At 45.1% G+C, this 18,351-nt stretch carries 15 protein-coding genes; all 15 read right to left on the bottom strand.

Translation table 11 applies throughout. The features are described from left to right. Nucleotides 1-13: 13 nt before the first annotated feature. The 15 genes from rbsC to K5Q73_RS17930 all read right to left on the bottom strand — a co-directional run bounded on the left by rbsC (nt 14) and on the right by K5Q73_RS17930 (nt 18,311). On the bottom strand, nt 14-988 hold the full coding sequence (rbsC, locus tag K5Q73_RS18000; RefSeq protein WP_220765650.1) for a ribose ABC transporter permease: 975 nt from the start codon (nt 986-988) through the stop codon (nt 14-16). After that, on the bottom strand, nt 985-2,490 hold the full coding sequence (gene rbsA, locus K5Q73_RS17995; RefSeq protein ID WP_220765649.1) for a ribose ABC transporter ATP-binding protein RbsA: 1,506 nt from the start codon (nt 2,488-2,490) through the stop codon (nt 985-987). Before rbsA ends, rbsC begins: the two co-directional genes overlap by 4 nt. A 17-nt stretch (nt 2,491-2,507) precedes the next feature. Beyond that, nucleotides 2,508-2,927, bottom strand: a complete 420-nt coding sequence (gene rbsD / locus K5Q73_RS17990; protein WP_220765648.1) for a D-ribose pyranase — start codon at nt 2,925-2,927, stop codon at nt 2,508-2,510. A 453-nt stretch (nt 2,928-3,380) separates the two neighbouring features. Beyond that, nucleotides 3,381-4,664 (bottom strand): winged helix-turn-helix domain-containing protein, encoded by a 1,284-nt coding sequence (locus K5Q73_RS17985; protein ID WP_220765647.1) that lies wholly within the window; start codon nt 4,662-4,664, stop codon nt 3,381-3,383. A 264-nt stretch (nt 4,665-4,928) separates the two neighbouring features. Then, a complete protein-coding gene (locus tag K5Q73_RS17980) occupies nt 4,929-5,753 on the bottom strand; it encodes an ABC transporter permease (protein ID WP_220765646.1) in 825 nt (274 codons plus the stop codon). A 1-nt stretch (nt 5,754) separates the two neighbouring features. Beyond that, the gene (locus tag K5Q73_RS17975; protein WP_220765645.1) at nt 5,755-6,657 is read right to left on the bottom strand and encodes an ABC transporter ATP-binding protein; all 903 of its coding nucleotides are present in this window, start codon (nt 6,655-6,657) and stop codon (nt 5,755-5,757) included. Nucleotides 6,658-6,836: 179 nt separating this feature from the next. Next, complete coding sequence (gene nosD, locus K5Q73_RS17970) at nt 6,837-8,108, bottom strand: nitrous oxide reductase family maturation protein NosD (RefSeq protein WP_259650851.1); 1,272 nt, start codon at nt 8,106-8,108, stop codon at nt 6,837-6,839. A 112-nt stretch (nt 8,109-8,220) separates the two neighbouring features. Next, the gene (locus tag K5Q73_RS17965) at nt 8,221-8,709 is read right to left on the bottom strand and encodes a nitrous oxide reductase accessory protein NosL (RefSeq protein WP_220765643.1); all 489 of its coding nucleotides are present in this window, start codon (nt 8,707-8,709) and stop codon (nt 8,221-8,223) included. Between the two features lie 171 nt (nt 8,710-8,880). Continuing rightward, nucleotides 8,881-9,828 carry an NrfD/PsrC family molybdoenzyme membrane anchor subunit gene (gene nrfD, locus K5Q73_RS17960; protein WP_220765642.1) on the bottom strand — a complete coding sequence of 316 codons (948 nt, stop codon included), beginning with the start codon at nt 9,826-9,828 and terminating at the stop codon, nt 8,881-8,883. Nucleotides 9,829-9,830: 2 nt separating this feature from the next. Then, nucleotides 9,831-10,541, bottom strand: a complete 711-nt coding sequence (locus tag K5Q73_RS17955; RefSeq protein ID WP_220765641.1) for a 4Fe-4S dicluster domain-containing protein — start codon at nt 10,539-10,541, stop codon at nt 9,831-9,833. A 62-nt stretch (nt 10,542-10,603) separates the two neighbouring features. Next, on the bottom strand, nt 10,604-11,317 hold the full coding sequence (locus K5Q73_RS17950; protein WP_220765640.1) for a nitrite reductase: 714 nt from the start codon (nt 11,315-11,317) through the stop codon (nt 10,604-10,606). 102 nt (nt 11,318-11,419) lie between these two features. Further along, complete coding sequence (locus K5Q73_RS17945; protein ID WP_220765639.1) at nt 11,420-12,205, bottom strand: FKBP-type peptidyl-prolyl cis-trans isomerase; 786 nt, start codon at nt 12,203-12,205, stop codon at nt 11,420-11,422. Between the two features lie 60 nt (nt 12,206-12,265). Then, nucleotides 12,266-12,694, bottom strand: coding sequence for a rhodanese-like domain-containing protein (locus K5Q73_RS17940; protein ID WP_220765638.1), 429 nt, complete (start codon nt 12,692-12,694; stop codon nt 12,266-12,268). A 70-nt stretch (nt 12,695-12,764) separates the two neighbouring features. After that, nucleotides 12,765-14,795, bottom strand: a complete 2,031-nt coding sequence (locus tag K5Q73_RS17935) for a cytochrome c3 family protein (protein ID WP_220765637.1) — start codon at nt 14,793-14,795, stop codon at nt 12,765-12,767. 726 nt (nt 14,796-15,521) lie between these two features. Then, complete coding sequence (locus K5Q73_RS17930) at nt 15,522-18,311, bottom strand: hypothetical protein (RefSeq protein ID WP_220765636.1); 2,790 nt, start codon at nt 18,309-18,311, stop codon at nt 15,522-15,524. Between the last annotated feature and the right edge of the window lie 40 nt (nt 18,312-18,351).

The following is an 18,351-nucleotide window of genomic DNA, read 5'->3' as shown; positions in this document are numbered from 1 at the left end:
TGCCAATATCGAGTTATGCTTTTTGCTTAGTGTCGATAAGTACCGCAAGCAAGATCACGCTGGCTTTGGCAATCATCTGATAATAAGACGATACATCGAGCAGGTTTAAGGCATTGTTCAAAAAGCCAATGATCAGTGCGCCAATTAAGGTGCCCATGATCCGGCCTTTACCACCCATCAAGCTGGTGCCGCCAAGTACTACCGCCGCAATCGCATCTAGCTCGTAACCCATACCCGCAGTAGGCTGCGCCGAAGATAAACGCGCAGTCACGATAACGCCTGCTAGTGCAGCCATAGAGCCACAAATAGCGTAAGCGGCAATCTTAACTTTATCGACTGCTATACCTGACAGACGCGCTGCTGACTCGTTACCACCTACTGCATAAATATAACGGCCAAAGCGGGTGTGGTTAAGTAAGTACCAAGCGCCTGCAAACACAATTGCCATCAACCATACTGGCACAGGAATACCTAGCACATAGCCGGTCCCTAACCAGGTAAAACTGTCGGCGGTGTCAGTAAAGCCTGTCGGTACCGGGCGACCGTCGGTGTATACCATAGTCACGCCGCGAAGCAGAGTCATGGTCACCAATGTTGCAATAAAGGCCTGTACCTTGCCCTTGGCCACAATAATGCCGCTAATCGCACCAAGTGCTGCGCCGGCAATCAAAGCAACTGGCAAAGCCACAACCACTGGCACATCCATACCGATAAGGGTCGCCACGATTGCGCCACTTAAGGCCAACACCGAGCCAACGCTTAAATCGATACCCGCGGTTAAAATCACTATTGTCATACCCACAGCAATAATCGCGTTGATTGAAGTCTGACGCAGAATATTGAGTAAGTTATCAAGGGTTAAAAAGTTGGGGCTTAGTAAAGACACCACAAAAATAAGACTAAATAAGGCTATCAGAGACTTGTTCTCAATCAACCACGCTTTATTGATGCGCTTATAAAATGGCTGCGCTGTAATTGACTGACTCATGCAATATCCTTGTGTAATGTTTTACCGACAGCACAGGCAAGAATCGTTTCTTGATCTGCTTGGGCTGCGTCAAATTCGCCACTGATCTGGCCCTGATGCATAACTAAAATACGGTCAGACATACCTAACAGCTCAGGCATATCAGACGACACTAAAATAATACTCATACCTTGCGACTTGAAACGATTGATTAAATCGTAAATCTCTTTCTTAGCGCCCACGTCTACACCACGGGTTGGCTCATCTAAAATAAGCACTTGTGGTAAGGTCATTAAGCCTTTAGCGATAGAGACTTTTTGCTGATTCCCCCCCGACAAATTACCTATGCGAGCATCACGACTTGGGGTTTTAATATTGAAGGCATCGATAAAGCGGTCGACTTCGGCCATTTCATCGTTGTGGCGCAGCTGCAGCCCAGTGCTGAGCTTGGCTAAGGCACAAATAGACATGTTTTCTTTAACCGACAGGTCCAGCAATAAACCATCGCCCTTACGGTCTTCTGAGATATAAGCAATCCCGGCCGCAAGTGCTTGCTGCGGGCTGCTGATCTTTATGTCGCAGCCATTTAGGCTTATTTGCCCCTGAGTTATAGCCTCTGCACCAAAAATCATTTTCATCAGCTCGGTGCGCCCAGCGCCCATTAAGCCAGAGAAACCTAAAATTTCACCTTGGTTAAGGTTAAAACTTACGTTAGCCACGCCCGGACCCGATAACTGATTGACCGCTAAACGGCTACCTTGATGAGTAATCGCGATACGAGGGTATTGGTCAGCAAGTTTACGCCCCACCATGCGCTCAATCAGTTGGTCTTCATCAATGTCACTAATCGCACATTCATGAATAAAGCCGCCATCCCTAAGCACAGTGACTGCATCACAAATAGTAAAGATCTCTTGCATGCGGTGAGAGATATAAACAATACCGCAACCTTGATCGCGCAGCTCATTAATCACCTTAAACAGCGATTGCGTTTCGATGTCGGTTAGCGCATCGGTCGGCTCATCCATAATGATGACTTTCGAGTTAAACGAGATGGCTTTGGCAATCTCTACCATCTGCTGCTCGCCTAAGCTCAGCTTACCAACCAATGTTTGTGGTGCATGGGACACTGATAATCGACTTAAAAGCGCTGCAGCCTGGGCATTCATTTCATCCCACAATATACGCCCAAAGCTGGATGTGATCTCACGACCAAGGAATATGTTTTCAGCGATAGTCAGCTCAGGAAAAAGATTGAGCTCTTGGTGGATAATGCTAATGCCAGCGGCTTGTGAATCACGAGGACCGTCAAAGCTACGCACTTTACCTTGATAAACAATACGCCCAGCATCTAAGTTGTAGATCCCGGTAAGCACTTTCATTAAGGTCGATTTACCTGCGCCATTCTCTCCCATCAATGCCATCACTTTGCCTGGATAGACATTTAAGCAGGCCTTATCTAGGGCTTTTACCCCGGGAAAAGACTTTTCAATGGCTTGTAACTGCAATATTGCTTGGGTCATAGGTGACTCCGCTAAGCTTAAAATACAACACCAGTTTTAAAAATCACATTGGCATACGGGGTGCACTCGCCGGTGCGGATCACTGCTCGGCTATTTTGAGTACGCTGCTTAAACGCTTCATGGCTAATGTATTCCACACTAAATTTTAGGCCAGTTGCTTGCTGCTCGGCTTCAATCTCGGCTAGCAGAGCTTGATGACACTCAGGGCTAACATCGGCAAATTCCTCAGCCAACACAACCCCTTCGATTTGCGATGATGCTAGCCAAACCTTTACCGTGGCAATAAAACTCGGCACGCCGTGGGTTAACGCTAAATCGATGCGCTGCACAGATGCTGGAATGGGTAATCCCGCATCACAAATCGTTACTTCATCGGTATGGCCCAATGTTGCGGCTAGGTAGTTCATATCGGCATTGAGTAAAGCGTGTTTGTTCATCTATCAACCTAAGGCTTATCGCTAACCATCGAAACGTTTCGATGGCAATTGCGAGCAGAGTAATCGAAACGTTTCGATCATGCATGGTGATCAGTTTTTAATTGTGATCTAGCTAACGAAAACAGTGGAGGGATGGGGGGAAGAAAAGAGTTTTTGAAAAGAAGGGGCGAGATCCTAGAGCGCTGCGAGAACGGCAGCGCCCTGCTATACGATCAAAAGAAGCCACACTGTATCGTGTGCTTTTACGTCTTAGCTTTAACAGAAGGACCTAGATCCTAGGCCGCTGCGCTACGAGGGCGGGCTACGCCCTGCTAGGAAGAGCAAAAGCCAAAAAACACCGCCTTTGCCGCTTCTTAGCTTTTGCATTTTCCGTCTTAGCTTTACCGGCCTTTATCCGTCTCAGCTTTTCCTAGGACCTAGGACCTAGAACCTAAGACCTCGAACCTTCTGTTATTAAAGCTTCACCTTGTCATACTCATACCAGGCCACTAAATTACCTAAGATAGGTACAATCCAAACCGCGGTGTCGGCATCTTTATATATTCGGTAGAAATACAGGTCGCTATCGATGATCTCGTGCTTACGGATCTCGCGATAGAAATGCATCGCAGATGAACTCACTTGATCAGGCTTTATTAGCTCTTTTTGCGCCACTTTGACGTGGAATACATCCACATCGAAATTATCAATTTTTTCCCGATACTGGGTAAAGTCGCCCTTAATTTTGTACTTAATCGGGGTGGTCTTACACTCTTCATCGGTGACACAAGCCGCCGAGTAAAACTTACCAGTGTTCTCTCCGCCATAAATCAGTGACAAACTGATATCAGATCGCACCAACATATTGCCCTGCACAGGGTAATAAACATCTGCGTGATAATGGTGCTCGATAAAGCCACTGGTCCCGGGCTCATCATGAGGAATAATGACTCGGTTATAACGAATGCGTTGCTCCATCTGATGGGTCAACTCGGTAAAGGTTTGCATGTTTAACCCTGCGGGGGTCAAATCAATCGCTGTAATATTGATTAAGCCTTTACCTGAACAGCCATAACTATTGGCTTCTGGGCACACAGCCATCGAATAGTAATTACCATCGGTGACGGCATAACCCTTAAACTGATTGATATCGTCTAGATGATTCGATTCAGGAGCAAGATGTTTCTGCCACATGGAAGCGTGAAGGTGGGTGACATTATCTTTATGAATAAGCTGTACATCTTGCTTAGTTCCGCCAATATTCAACTCGATATTCTTTTTAGAATCCCAGCTATTCTTAGCCTTAACTACGCCGTGATAATCACTGAAATACCACATAGACAGACAGATCAGTATCGCGATGACGATACCGCTGATTTTCACCAGTAGAGAGACATCGACGATAGCCGCCCGCACAGATTCAGGGTCATTAACCGCAAGCATCTTGATATGGGAGCGCGTAGAGACATTGAGTTGATAACCACGACCAGCGATGGTTCTAAGCACTACCTCAGGATAAGGTTCTAATTTCTTTCTAAGGGTACTCACACACTGAGTTAGTGAGGTTGCGGCAACAACACGATCGGGCCAGCCAGCAGCCAGCAAATCTTCTTTAGTGCATACCGAGCTAATGGAAAGGATCAGTTGATGTAATACAGCCGACTCCGATACCGTCAGCGTTATGGTTTTATTATTCGCATGATCGACTAATTGCTTAGCCTCTTCATCCAACTCCAGATAAGGAGTAACTTTCAGCACCTTAATCCCCTATAAATCAATTAACTGCAACCCAGTTATTAACGTAAATTAATGTCAGTTTACTCGAATCAATCATTAAAAACGTGATTTCACCCAGATATCAAATCAGCACTTTTAGATCTAGATGCTATCGCTCACATATCTTACATTTTAATATGTGGAAATCCTAAACTTCACGGCATCTAGTTAATGATTTATTTAAAATACCTTTTAAATCAACTTAAAAAGTCTTGGTAATTTAGCAAGGCGTGGTTATTTGATGCATTACAGAGTTCGCTTTTTAAATATCTGACTAGCAATAAACAATAATCCTGAAATCCATAGCAACATCACCCCATAAAGAGCAAGCATTCCCCAAGTCGACGAAGATAGCATTCCTAGATTGTTTGCGTCACTACCTATAAGGTTAATAGCTCGATAGAGATCGGTTGGATTCAGCGCGATTAGAATATTGATAATATACTGATTTATAAAGCTCAGATCTGCTACCAATATCGTCAGTAACAATAAATCGTAAATCAACACGAATAGGAACCAAACAAATAAAATACTGCCCACGGCCTTAGCTTTTTCTGAGGATTTGAGGCTGACGATATAACCCAATAAAATGAAGGTAATGGCCAGTAAGATACTGCTAAAGATAAATTGTGCGAATAAACTAAAGGTGGCTTGAACATTATCCCCATCACCAAACTGCATGAGTAACAAGCCGGTAATCCCAAAGGCAAAACTTATCGTACCGCCTAGAATCACGCTATGGCCTAATAGCTTACCCATTAGAATTTGCAGTCGGCTGATAGGGTATGACATTAACAGCAATAATGTGCCTGACTCATCTTCCCCGACAAAAGCATCATAGCTCACTAGCATGGCCGCTAAGGGAATAATAAATACCGAGACTGTCGACAGGCTCGACATCAAGATATCCAGCTCAGGAATTGCAAGGTGTCCGGCTACCGCACTACCGGCAAAAGTGACGCTTAAAGCCAATATAAGAAATATCATCGAGATAAAAATAACCCAGCGATTACGCAGACTATCTTTGATCTCTTTTTGGGCAATGACCATCACCACTGATTGAGGCATCATATTAACTCACCACTTCAAGTTGCGCACATTGACCCATGTAAAAATGATAGATCTCAGCTAGAGCAGGCTCCTTTATACTGAAATCAAAAGCTTGGCAGTCTGACATCAATAGCTGCAGCACTTCAGGCTTAGACTCAGCATCCAATTGCAACGCGTCATCGGCATAATATGCGGCTAATCTCGGCTGCTGCGCGACCCAAGTTGCTAAGTTTGCCGATGTCAGTCGAGTTTTAAGGCCACTGTTTTGTCTAAGCTGGCTCAGAGAGCCCTTAGCTAAACTCTCTCCCTTAGCTAAAATCAGCGCAATATCGATATTGTTCTCAATCAAAGAAAGCTCATGGGTACAGACAATCACGCCGCAGCCCTGCAGCTTAAGCTCGGCAATTTTGCCGTAGAGGAACTGTGATGCCACCGGATCTAGGCCAACCGTGGGCTCATCGAGTAGTAATAACTCCGGCTCAGATAAAATTGCCTGGGCAAATCCAAGGCGCTGCTTCATGCCTTTTGAGTAGGTCTTTAAGGCTCGGTCTTGGGCATATTCTAAGCCAAACTCTTCAATCAGTTGGCTAACTCTTTTTTTACCGATACCTTTAAGCGCGGCAAAATAACTTAAAATCTCTTTGCCTGTTAGCTTATCGTAGAAACTAACGTTCTCCGGTAGGTAACCTATTTTTAAGTCGGCGCGCTGCCCTGAATGCTGCTCTCCAAGAACGATGACTTCACCGCCGCTTGGCTTGAGCAAGCCCAGTAAAATTTTGATCAAAGTCGATTTGCCTGCACCATTATGGCCAAGCAGCGCCATCGTCTGACCGCGCTCAACTTCGAAACTCACATCATTAAGCGCAAGAAAATCGGCAAACTGATGTCTTATATGACGTGCTGATACTGCTAAACAAGGATCCATTGACTCTCCGAACACTTCACATTCTTAACGCTAACACGAGCAATAATTCGTCTACGGTTAAACTCAAAAACCAAATCAGCAAACTGATGTCTTATATGGTGCATGATGCGCTATTACCGCTAAACAAGGAGCTATTGGTTCTCCGAAAAAACTGCACCGTCTGTTGGCAAGCTAAGGTTTTACAAACTAAAAACCGGGTTTTGCTCCAACAAGGGGTAACTATCTATAATGCCGCTAGACTCTGTAATTTCAAATTGACGCTGCACCCAGCGAAGTACCACTACAATAGGGCTATCCATCAAGAAGTTAGCTTCAGGATAGAGCCAAAATAATTTATCGATATTATCATTAGGTCGGTACGCCGTATTGCCTATACCATCCAAATTGTGATCCCATCCTAGGTATCCACTCCAGTAGTTACCTCGGCCTGCACGACTCCATTCTAGCTGCGCATCACCGACGTATTTCACTTGCGAAAAGTTATCAATAAACTGGTTACCGTAAACCTGATTACCCTCGCCTCCCATCGCCATATAAAAGCCAATGTCGTTATAGGCAAAATGGTTATTGATAATGATATTGTCGCGGGCGCCATAGACAAAAATACCTTTGCCCTCTTGGCCCTGAATTTGGTTTTCGCTGCGGTTAACTATCTGCTCAACGCGGTTAAGCTCTACCCGAGAGTCCTTGCTCATATTTAGCAAGATGCCAAAATCAATAGCATCCCATACTTGATTACGGTGCAGATTAATGCGTTTTGAATCCATGATGGCGTAGCCACCATCCACTTGATAACTTTGATTACTGTAGGCTTCATCATCATGGGTGTACATGTAATGAATGCCGTACTGCTGGTCAAACAGTTGGTTAGCGTAAACCTTGCTGTTACTACCAGATTCGAGATACACGCCGTCGCGCACTTGAGAAATGGTATTGCCCCAGATCTCAGCATCGACGACATGTTGCAGATGAATACCATCGCCTCTATCTAGGGTATATAAAGTGTTGTTACCAACAATCACATTGTTATGAATTTTAATGCCGCTAAGTTCGTCGGCGCGCACACCAAAACCATTACCTTGTAAGTTGTTGTTGTGGATCTTAATCCCGTCACAGCCAGGCTCAATTAAAATACCGGCATCACGCTCGTAATGGTCGTTACCCCAGTTTTCAATGGTTAAGCCTGAGATCTCAACATTGCTGGCAAATACCGTGATGGCGCTGCCCACGCCAGCGGCATCAATAATACTGTCACCAAGACTTGATAACGTAATAGATTGACGAATTTGCAACGGCGCTTGATAGCGCCCAGCAGCAAGCATAATTCTGTCGCCAGATTTAGCATCGGCTAATACTCGGGTTAACTCTAAGGTATTAGTAACAGTGACCGTCTCGGCGTAACAATGTGCCCCGACACTTAGGCCTATCAATAACAGAAGTGGGCGCGTCACCTGCCGAATTCCAAGCGCTGATATATTGCAAAGTGCTGTATACATAGATTTATACCTACTCAGCAAGTTGTTGTACTTATTATAGAAGATCACACCAACTCATCTAATTACACTATTCGCCAGCAAGTAACTCAATGGTGATCTGTTCATAGGTTAAAACCGCTCCGCCAAGGTCTGTGGCAAATTGAGTAGCAGCTTCTTTAGAAGAGAATGACGCCACTGCAGGCCCCATGACAGCTTTTTTACTGGTGCCATAAACATACCAAGCAGAGCTTGCATCGATAAAGCTCTTATCATCAGGATGTTCCCAATCTGTTACCGACATATCATGCACCTTTAAATGCGTGATCTGACGCTTGTTCTCTGGTTGTAGTGCAAAATTAAACATATCTCGGGTCGAGCAGAACTTTGGCACTATGGTTTCCCCCTTCAAGCCTAGCTGACCTTTAGGCCCCGGATACTTAGTGATCATCATGCCGCACAAGTGACAGCGATCATGGTCATGAATAGGTTGCGCCTCAGTCGACTGCGACGCCGCACCACCTTGACTACAAGCATACATAAGTGGAACAAAGAACAAGGTGAGTAGTAGTTTTTTCATAGCGAGCCCAATTGGAAGAATGCGAATATAGAGGCACTCACTGCCTTGCCAGTTAATGTGGCAAGGCGTGAGCTGAGTTGTTTAGCAGTGAGTTCGACTCCTAACACTGACCTTGCAGGGGCGGTGTATTAGGAGCGAACCTCTTACTATTTTTGCAGTTTCACCGACAGGTTAAACTGCAAAGATTTGGCCTGCGTAAAGGATAAACATACGCAAGCACATCATGCCTGCCACAGCACACACACCAGATAAGTAGAATGCTTTAGCGCTATGGCTAAATGCTTTACCTGTAGCAAAGTTCAGTAGTAATGGACCACCAAAACCGATACCCACTACACCAAACCAGAATACCGCCGCCCACTGACCAGTATGGAAGGCTTCAAATGCACCTTGTGCACCGGCATTACCAGTCATAAGTGAAGTGACAATCATGAAGATGAATAGCATTTCAGCAAACATGATTGGCCATTCCGCGCCATGAAGTAACTTCATATCTTGGCTATGTAGGTCTTCTTTAAACACCGATACCGCAACCATTTTTGCAGCTGCTGCACCCGCTGAAATACCAGAGGCAATAAATAGCGCCGGTAAAACAGAGGTATTGATGATAGGAAAACGAATAAGCGCCGAGATAAGGAAACCGGTATAAGCACACACAGCTAAAGCCAGTACTAATACGGTTACTTCACATGGGCGACGAATGCCTTGTAGCTTTTCAACTACTGGCACGAGCACTTTCAGTGCAGGGATCTCGCGGATCTCTTCTTCAAATGCAAATAGGCAGATGAGCGCCACTAACGGGATATAAACCGAAAGCGCGATAACACCAATCGACATCACTGAATTTAGGTTGTAGTAAACCAAAATTCGCCAGAAGAACAGTGGGTTGGTTAAGTCTAATACCAGACACAACATACCTAAGCTGATGGTCACGAATGAAATCAATGCCGCCGCTTTATAAAATGCCGTGTTGGTTGTCTGCTTCTTGTAGAATCGCAGGAATAACGCAGTGGCTAGCGCACCACCAGAGATCCCCGCAAAGAACAAGTACACAGCGATAGGCCAAGGCCAGGCGAGTCCTTCAGACAGACCCATTGTAAATTCAATATTACCGTCCATATCTATACTCCTAGCTTAACAATAGGTATGTAACGTAAGCTCGGCTCAGTACCAAATCCTGGCTTAATACGCACAGAATCTTTTACTCGTAATAGCTTACTGATATAGGATGTCGGGTCGTTAATATCACCAAAGATCAGTGCATCGTAACGGCACTTCTGTACACAAGCAGGAAGCTCACCAATAGCAAGTTTGCTGTTTAGGCAGAAGTCACAGTTGTCGGCGACATCGGTTTCTTTATTAATAAAACGTGCGTCATATGGACAAGCTGCAATACAGTACTTACAACCTGCACACTTAGCCGCGTCCATAGTCACAATGCCAGTTTTCTCATCTCTGTGCGCCGCGCCTGTAGGACAAACAGTGACACAAGGGGCGTTCTTACATTGCTGACACGACACGCGGACGAACTTACGTTCACAACCACATTCAGTGGTTTTACCGCAGTGCGGACAAGGCTGACCTTCTAGCCCACCAGAGTGCTGCTCCATCAGTAATCTAGACTTACCCTCAGGTAAATTGTTGGCTAAATTACATGCCTCTTTACACTCGCCGCAGCCAGTACATTTATTTTGATCAAACACCATGGCGTAATGGGGCTTGTTTGCATCTGACTCACCCTCTTTGACGGAACTGCACCCTAGGGGCGCTATTATCAAAGAGCTGGCTCCTAAGCACTTAAGGAACCTCCGTCTCTCTATATTTTCACTCACAGCATCCTCCAGCTATCAGCTATTTTGCTGATATATTTATACTTATTAGGTTTTACGTGACTTTACTCAGATGCAGCCACTGAACGATTAGCAATTTTTTGCTCGGCTCTTAAAATTGCATTGTTAATTGAGGCCAGGTTAAAGTTCTGCCTGTCGCTTTCGAGTAACTTCTGCCATTGCTCGATGGCTGCTTCATACTCGCCATTAAGGTAAGCGTGGGTCGCGAGCAGCAGTCTTGATTGCGGCTCAAACTCATCGAGGGCTAAAGCTCTGGCGATGACCAGATCTATGTCTAAACTCATCTCGCGGTTGTCACGGTAATACATGGCATTGGCTTTCATGCCAATAATGCTGGCATCATCGCCCGTGAGCTTGAGTAAGGTATCGAGGGTTTGTACTGACTCGCTATAAAGTCCACCATCGACATAAGACTGGGCCAAATTTAACAATGCAATTTCATTGCTAGGTTGCTCACTTACTTTCTTTGCGTTTTTATTGATTTCTGCGGTGATCAGATAATCAATATTGCTGTCTACTACTCCCTTGTTCCAGCCATTGAAATGGCCTAATTGTGAGTAAACTAATATTGTCGTCGTAAAGAGCACTACAGATAGCCCTACTGGTACCTTAACCTTGATAGATTGCTCATCTATTCCATCTTCGCAAAGGTTAGCTATCGGGGTTACACCATGCTTTTGACTAGAGTGATGATGACGCCAAATTAAGGTGATAACTGCACATAGGGTGACAGTAATGCCGATAGCTAAACTATTCATAGTGACTCTCTACAAGCGACAAACTTAAAAACTGGTTTAAAAAACTTACTGTATAAACTAACTGTAAAAACTTGCTTAACACTAGCGTGTTAAGTGCAGCGATTAGTGACCGCCGCCCATCATGCCGCCCATACCCATGCCGCTTAAGCCCATACCATGAGCGTTGTCGCCAGGTGCTTCGACTTTGACTAGTTCGACTTCAAACACCAGTGTTGATTGCGGTGAGATAATGCCAACTTGCTTGTCGCCGTAGGCAAGAGCAGCAGGAATAGCAAACTTGTAAGTAGAGCCCTCATTCATTAAAGGGATCCCTTCTTGCCAGCCTTCAATAACACTCATTAGTGCAAAGCGGTTTGGCTCGTTACGCTTGTGTGAGTCATCAAACTCAGTGCCGTCGATTAAGAAACCTTTGTAATGCACTGTGACCACATCTTGTGGGTTAGGCTTACGGCCTTCGCCTTCGCTAATCACTTCATATTGCAGACCAGAAGCAGTTTCTTTTACGCCATCTTTGCTTTTGTTTTCAGCTAGGTATTTATTACCAGCGGTAACGTTAGCTAGGGCGATTTTGGCCTCAGCAGCTTCACGAGCAGTGTTAAGCTGCTCTGCGCGTTGGTTAAGGAATGTTAGGATTTCTTCATCTGAAAACTGTGGATTGTTTTTAAGTGCGTCCACCACACCTTCAATCACAAGGTCTACGTCAACTTCTGCACCCAGCTCTGTTTGGCTGTAGATTTGGCCAGAGATATATTTACCTAAAGAAGCACCGATACTGTAAGACTCTTTTTGTACGTCAGACGTCAGCTCGGTTGCGGCCATTGAGTTGGCAGACATAAACAGGGTGAAACCTGTCACAACAGCTAGGGTAGTTTTTGTAAATGTTTTCATAATAATTATCTCTTTAAATCAATTCTGTACGAACTAGGTTTATGACCTAACATCCTGCTGTTATGGTTTTTCAGTTACTCGGTTAGATAAGCGCCACCCGTAAATGCCATCAGGCATCTGCAGAACATTGGTGTAACCCATCTTCATCGCCTCATGCGCAGCAATTTCGCTGGCATTGCACAGGCGGTTAGCGCAATAAAACACCATCACTGCATCTTTCTTAGCTGGCAGTAACTTTTTCCACTCTTTAACATTGAAGTAAATAGCACCTGGAATAAAACCTTCAGCCCAAAGCTCCAACGTATTAACATCAAAGAAGTAAACTCCCTCCTTACCCACTAAAGATTCAGCTTCCATCATGCCGATAGTGTTGAGCTGATGCTCATAACGATGTGCTGGTGCCATCTCAGAACCACCGCCTGCTAAACAAGCTGCAGAACTCGTGATTAACGTCAGACCTACCAATATTTGACCCAGTGCTTTTTTCATCATTTTTTCTCTCTATTGCCTCGGCAATTATTGCTATGCAATGCATGCCGAGGCGGTTAAGTTAGGCGGCTTACTTAGCTGCGTAACCTGTTCCATCTAGAATGTTTTGTGCTTGCGTAACATACGTTAGTGCAGCATCTAAACGCTTCTGGCTATAACGGAAGCCATGTACACCCCAAGAACCATCCTTCTTGATTAGATCAACAGTCTCTTGTGCTTTCTCAGCTAGCATTAGTACTTGAGTCTTGTCTTCAGTAGACAACTTAGTGACTTCTAATAGCTGGTCGATGCGTACAAGAGCTTGCTCAACTTTCGAGAAGACTTCTTTAACAGGTGTTTGCATCTTCTGTACTTCGCCGTAGATCTCTAACTGATCTTCGTAATGAAGGCCTGTTTCTAGTTCAGACTGGAACTGGCTGTGACAACCTTTGTTCTCTACCACGTCGTGGTCAGAGATAGAGGTACGAGCACAAGACCACATTAAGTCTAAGTAGTTACGACCTTCTTCGTTCTTAGCAACAGTCCAACCTTTACCCGCTTTAGGGCCTTGAGTACGTGGCTCACCTTCTGGTGGGTTTAGTGTCTTCAGTGTTGGATCAACCTGGATCTTCCACATGTGAGACTTACGTACTGCGTCAAAACCAGCTTGGTCAGGGAACTGCAGTGCCTTGAAGTTTTCACAGCTACCCATGTTAGGCATGTGACAGCTTTGACAAGTTTGCTTGTTGTGTGTATCTGAGTTTTCAGCAATCAAAGTCTGTGCTTCGTGACAGTCTTTACAGTCTTTCTTCAGCTTTGGCGTAGTGAAACCTGACTGCCAATCACCATCAGTCACTTCGTGTGGATCGTGACATGTAGTACAACGCATGCCCTTCTCGTAGTGCACAGAGTTATACATCTGTGAACCTTCAGTACCACATGATGGGCATAGTGACTTCATCTTCACACCGAAGGCGTATTCACGCTTTTCTTGTGCTTGAGGCGTGTCAGCAAGTGTTGGGTCGTACTGGAAGCGTTGGTGACAACGTTCACAGTTAGACTGCATACCGCCAGTACCGCCATCTAAGTGACCGCCCGCGCCATGACACTCTTCACAAGCGATACCACGAGAAATCGTGTGCTCTTGTAGCTTCTTAGGATCACCTAATGCATCGAAGAACTCTTGCTTGTTTTGGAAGTCAAACTTGAACGTATGACAAACTTCACAGTAAGAACTTGCAGGTTGGAACAACATTTCTTTTTCGTACTTAGCACCGTATGAACTCATACCTTGCTGGTGCGAACCTGAACCACCGAAACCAGCTAAGGTTGTTGGGAATTCTGGGATAACATCGTTAATTTTTTTAGACATTTCTGGCGTTAACCATTCAGCCCAACCACGAGAGAACTGGTTAGCACCCGCTACCATTTTACCGGTACCGTCGCGTAATAAACCGTCTCTGATGTGGTAAGTACCACGCACTAGCCATGCATCGATGAAACCGTATTTAGTACGTGGAGTACCAACAGTTGCATAGATCATGTCTGGCGTAATACCGTCAGGCAAGATTGAGGTATCTTTGGTGTTGTACATTGTCTTTTCAAGATCGTTATCCACTTCAGGGTGTTCACCTGGGAAACGAATTGTTTTAGCGTGACGCGAACGTTGCCACTTCTCGTATTGAGTCGCGTGACATTCAGCACACTTTTCTGGACCAACGAAATTGTTTGGATAATCTAGAATTGATTTAGCACCTAAACGATATTGAACCGCGCGAGGCGCACCAACGCGCTCACTGTAGTTAGGGCTGTGGCCGGTATCTAAATACTCTTCACCACGGTCACTGATATGGTAATCACCAATCAAGTTACCGGCTTGCTGATATTTGAATACTGGGTGGTTCTCAAATAAATAATCGAATAACTCTTCTTCTTGAACAATATAGTCTTGCAGCGTTTTCACGCCATTGACTTGTTGCATACCGTTGTATTCAGCAATTGCCCCTTTAGCGGTTTTACCCATTTGAGGAATACTGTCATATTTTCCAGCAGCGTTCGCATTGGCAATGGCACCAAAACAAAACAGCATGCTTAATGCTACCTTGTGTTTCCACCGTCTCATCATTCACTCCTACTTATCATTATTTTATTTTTTCACTGTTTTTTGTGAGCCTTATTTGGCACACATTTTTAAAACTAACCGTTCACCGATTGAGCTAGACAACTGAGCAAGGGCTATTTTCCATATAAAAAACAGTAAAAATTTGCGCTACAGCACACTAAAAAAAGCATTAGAAGCAATTAGATGTAAAAACGACATTTACATTTAAAATCAACAAGATAAATATCATTCAAGAGATGTTTTTAGATCTAAAAATCACAAGTTAAGGTTTTTTAAATCGCAAAAAAGTTACAAATCCAAGGTCAAAAAACACACTCGAGCAACGCGATTTAGCGCGCAAACTTAGTAGCCATGGGGCTTACGCAACAACAACCACAAAGAAGTAGTGTTAAAGCTGAGGCGGATGACAAAAGTTTGAGAGAGACTCCAATAGAACCTCTAATGGAAGCAAAACCATTAAACGAACTAGCTGAGTAATCAACTATCTGAAGATAAGGAGTGAGATAAGGAGTGAGATAAGCAGTGACAAAGGAATCATTGCGATAAATATTAACGTAATAAGCAACAGCGACCAGAACAGTCGCAAAGAGGAGTCGCATCTTGCTAGGTTCAGACGATTGATTCATGTCCCGCCTGATATCTAGAAGCGAAAATATCAAGCAATACTTACAATAAGATAAGGCTCCACAGCCTTATCTTATTGTAATGAACCTATTATGTTGGCTGTTACCCTCTATGCCCAAATAACTTACCCGCCAGTTGTTTCACTGTACTAGAGCAATCTTGCAAAAAGCTCTGCGTGGTCGCGTCAGGCAATGAATCTTCATCTTTCAGCATCTCGAGCAACTCAACACGTTCATCAGCCGAGAGCCAATCTTGCATATCTGGTAGTCGATTTTCAGCCGCAAGTCTGCGAACAAATACTTGTTGCTCGTAACCCTCATGCACAGCAAAGTACACCAGTGAAGCCTCTGGCACACCAGCGTTATCGAGCCAGTTAAGTGCCCAGCTTTGCTTAGCAATATCCAGTGCATCGCCCATATCGCTATCCCGATGACGTTCATTGCCCACCTCTGAGTGACTCCAACGTTCACCCATTGATACATGACCAGTTTGAATAAGGCTCGCCACATAAGCGTTCTCGACAGAGCTTCGACCCAACCAATGTAAGCCGCGCTTACCTAATTGCGCTAAAAACAGTGCTAAGCGCTCAGCCATTTCTGTGGGTAACATCCAGATAAAATCAGCAGGCCCGAGTTTACCTCGGTACATAGGATACGGGTTCCAGCCCTGCAATTTTGGCATTTTTAACGCCTGCGGACTCAAGCTCTCTAAGCCTTCGCCACTTGCTAGGTAAGCCATGATTTTGTCATACAAGCTTTGCGCGCTATCGTCTTCAAAACCTTCTTTCAAGGTATTAAGTAAAGCGGCCTCAAACATCGGCATTATCGGCAGCGAGACCTGTGGATTACTCGCTTTTACATGCTGTAAAAACTCCAAGACTTGATCTTCTCGGCAATACTCAAGCTCTCGCAATAAAGCCTCGAATTGCTTAAGTTGCTGTCGTCCAATCATAGAGAGATCGGCTGAGTCTAACTCGGCATATTGCGCCACTTTGCCAGCATAACGCTGGGCAAAACGCGCATCAGCCGGACGATAATCGGCAACTTGTTGATCTGCTATCAAAGTAAAGGCTTCTAGCATGGCATCTGTTACACCGTATTGCTGTAACAAATCGAATAAAGCGGCCTCGACATCTTGATCATTAATCGCCGCATACAGCCCGTAATCAGCTTTAAATTTCACAACGCGATTTATCACCCGCTGCGGCGCAATTGCCAACCACAATTGCCAATGTCTTTTGGCTAGCATCGCTATATGACTCGATAGCTCGAGCTTGCCAGCACTTTGTAATAACAAGGTGGTTAACATGCAGCGCTGGCCAGCATCATGGGTAAACAAGGTCCAATAAGCGGCTTGTTTGGCGCTGATTTCAGGCCCTGACTTACCGCCGTCTTTTGCCATGTTCGCGCGCACAAGCGCTATCATTTGCGCGTCAATATCTACTGCAGCACAATGTTCAGCATCAGGCTCTACACCACAAAGCCACTGACGCAGCGCCTCGTTAGCCTCTTCAGGCACATCGCAATACTTGAGCACAAAATCAGTGAGCAACTTACTCAAGTGCTGCTCTAACCATTGCTCAATGGCATCGCGCTCTACGGCGCTAGGCTGATTGTTAAGTCGCAGTGCTAAATAAGCGCTACTGCCAAGGTGCAATGGCATATAAGGCAGCACTTCAACAATCTCTTGGCCGTCACGATGACCAAGCTCATCACTGAGGCGCTGTAAACGCTCTTGGCTGATTAAATCTGTTCTTGGATTTAAGCAGCTAAAGAATGAGCGAGCTGTTTTTTCATCCCACTGGATTGCTTTAACTTCTGGCTGTGGTTTAACTGCGGCCTCTTGTTCAACTGCTGAAGAAGCTTCTGTATCAGCCTCAATTTCAACCTCAGTAGGCTGCATCCAGGCTTGATAAGCGTTTTCAATGCCGCTACGCTGCGCTTCAGCTACTGCAAAAAAGTCAGATTCAGTGCGAGTTTCAGTAAGTGTTGCCGCTAAAGTGATGATTTCATCTTCAACTTTAGCGCCACAGATTAATTGCTGCTTTACCTTGTCTTGCCACTGCTCTTGCTCATCTTCAAACTCCCAGCGCTCAGCCCCCACAGACCAAGCGCCCATGCTGTCGTAATACTCAAACAACATCTGGCTCAAAGAGCTAGGCTCATCAGCAAGCACCAAAATCGGGCTCGCTTGCAGCCGTGATAAAAGCTCAGTTTTAAAATAGCTGTAATCGTCAGGCTGGGATTGTAGGTGCGATAGCAAGTCAGCTTGCACCGCATCCTCTTCCTCAAAAAAATAACGCCGCAGCTCCGCGCTATCACACCAGACATAAGCCTTGATCAGATCTTGCGTCCAGCCATGCTTACCGACTAAGCCACTCAGTAAACACAGCGGTGCAGTCATAGTCTGTGTATCCCAGTAAGGCACAAGGAAACGCGCTAGCATAGGGCTATAACTGGTATCGGTCTCAACCAGCATATACAAGGCTTCGATACCAAAGGCGTTGTGATCATCTAGCCAAAGATCATTAGAATCGTTACGGCTGCGAGAAAATGCCACCAAAGCCTCGACGGTTTCAACTACCGCAGGCATGAGTTCAGCGAAGTTTAACGCCGCACCAAATAGTACCGGCTCAGTGATAAAGGCGTGTTTCTCGTCAAAACGGCAAGTATTCAGCGCTTGCTCGACCAAGGCGCGGTTCTCGCCGGCATCTTCTAAGGTAAGAGTGCTGCCATTTGGCTTAACAAACTGCACATTGAGCAGCAGGTTCATGGTTAAGCGAAACGACGAGCCATCCTCTATGCGCTGACGATATTCAGCTAATGCACTGGCAATACTCTCGGGGGAGTTAGGGCAAACAACGATAGAAATCGACTTATCAAACTGGGCCATACAACATCCTTGGCGGTGGAATAGAATAAGAAAACAAATA

Source organism: Shewanella sp. MBTL60-112-B2, from assembly GCF_019655055.1.
GTDB lineage: Bacteria > Pseudomonadota > Gammaproteobacteria > Enterobacterales > Shewanellaceae > Shewanella.
The sequence above is the reverse complement of the archived record's forward strand: the minus strand, read 5'-3'. Positions and strand labels throughout refer to the sequence as shown.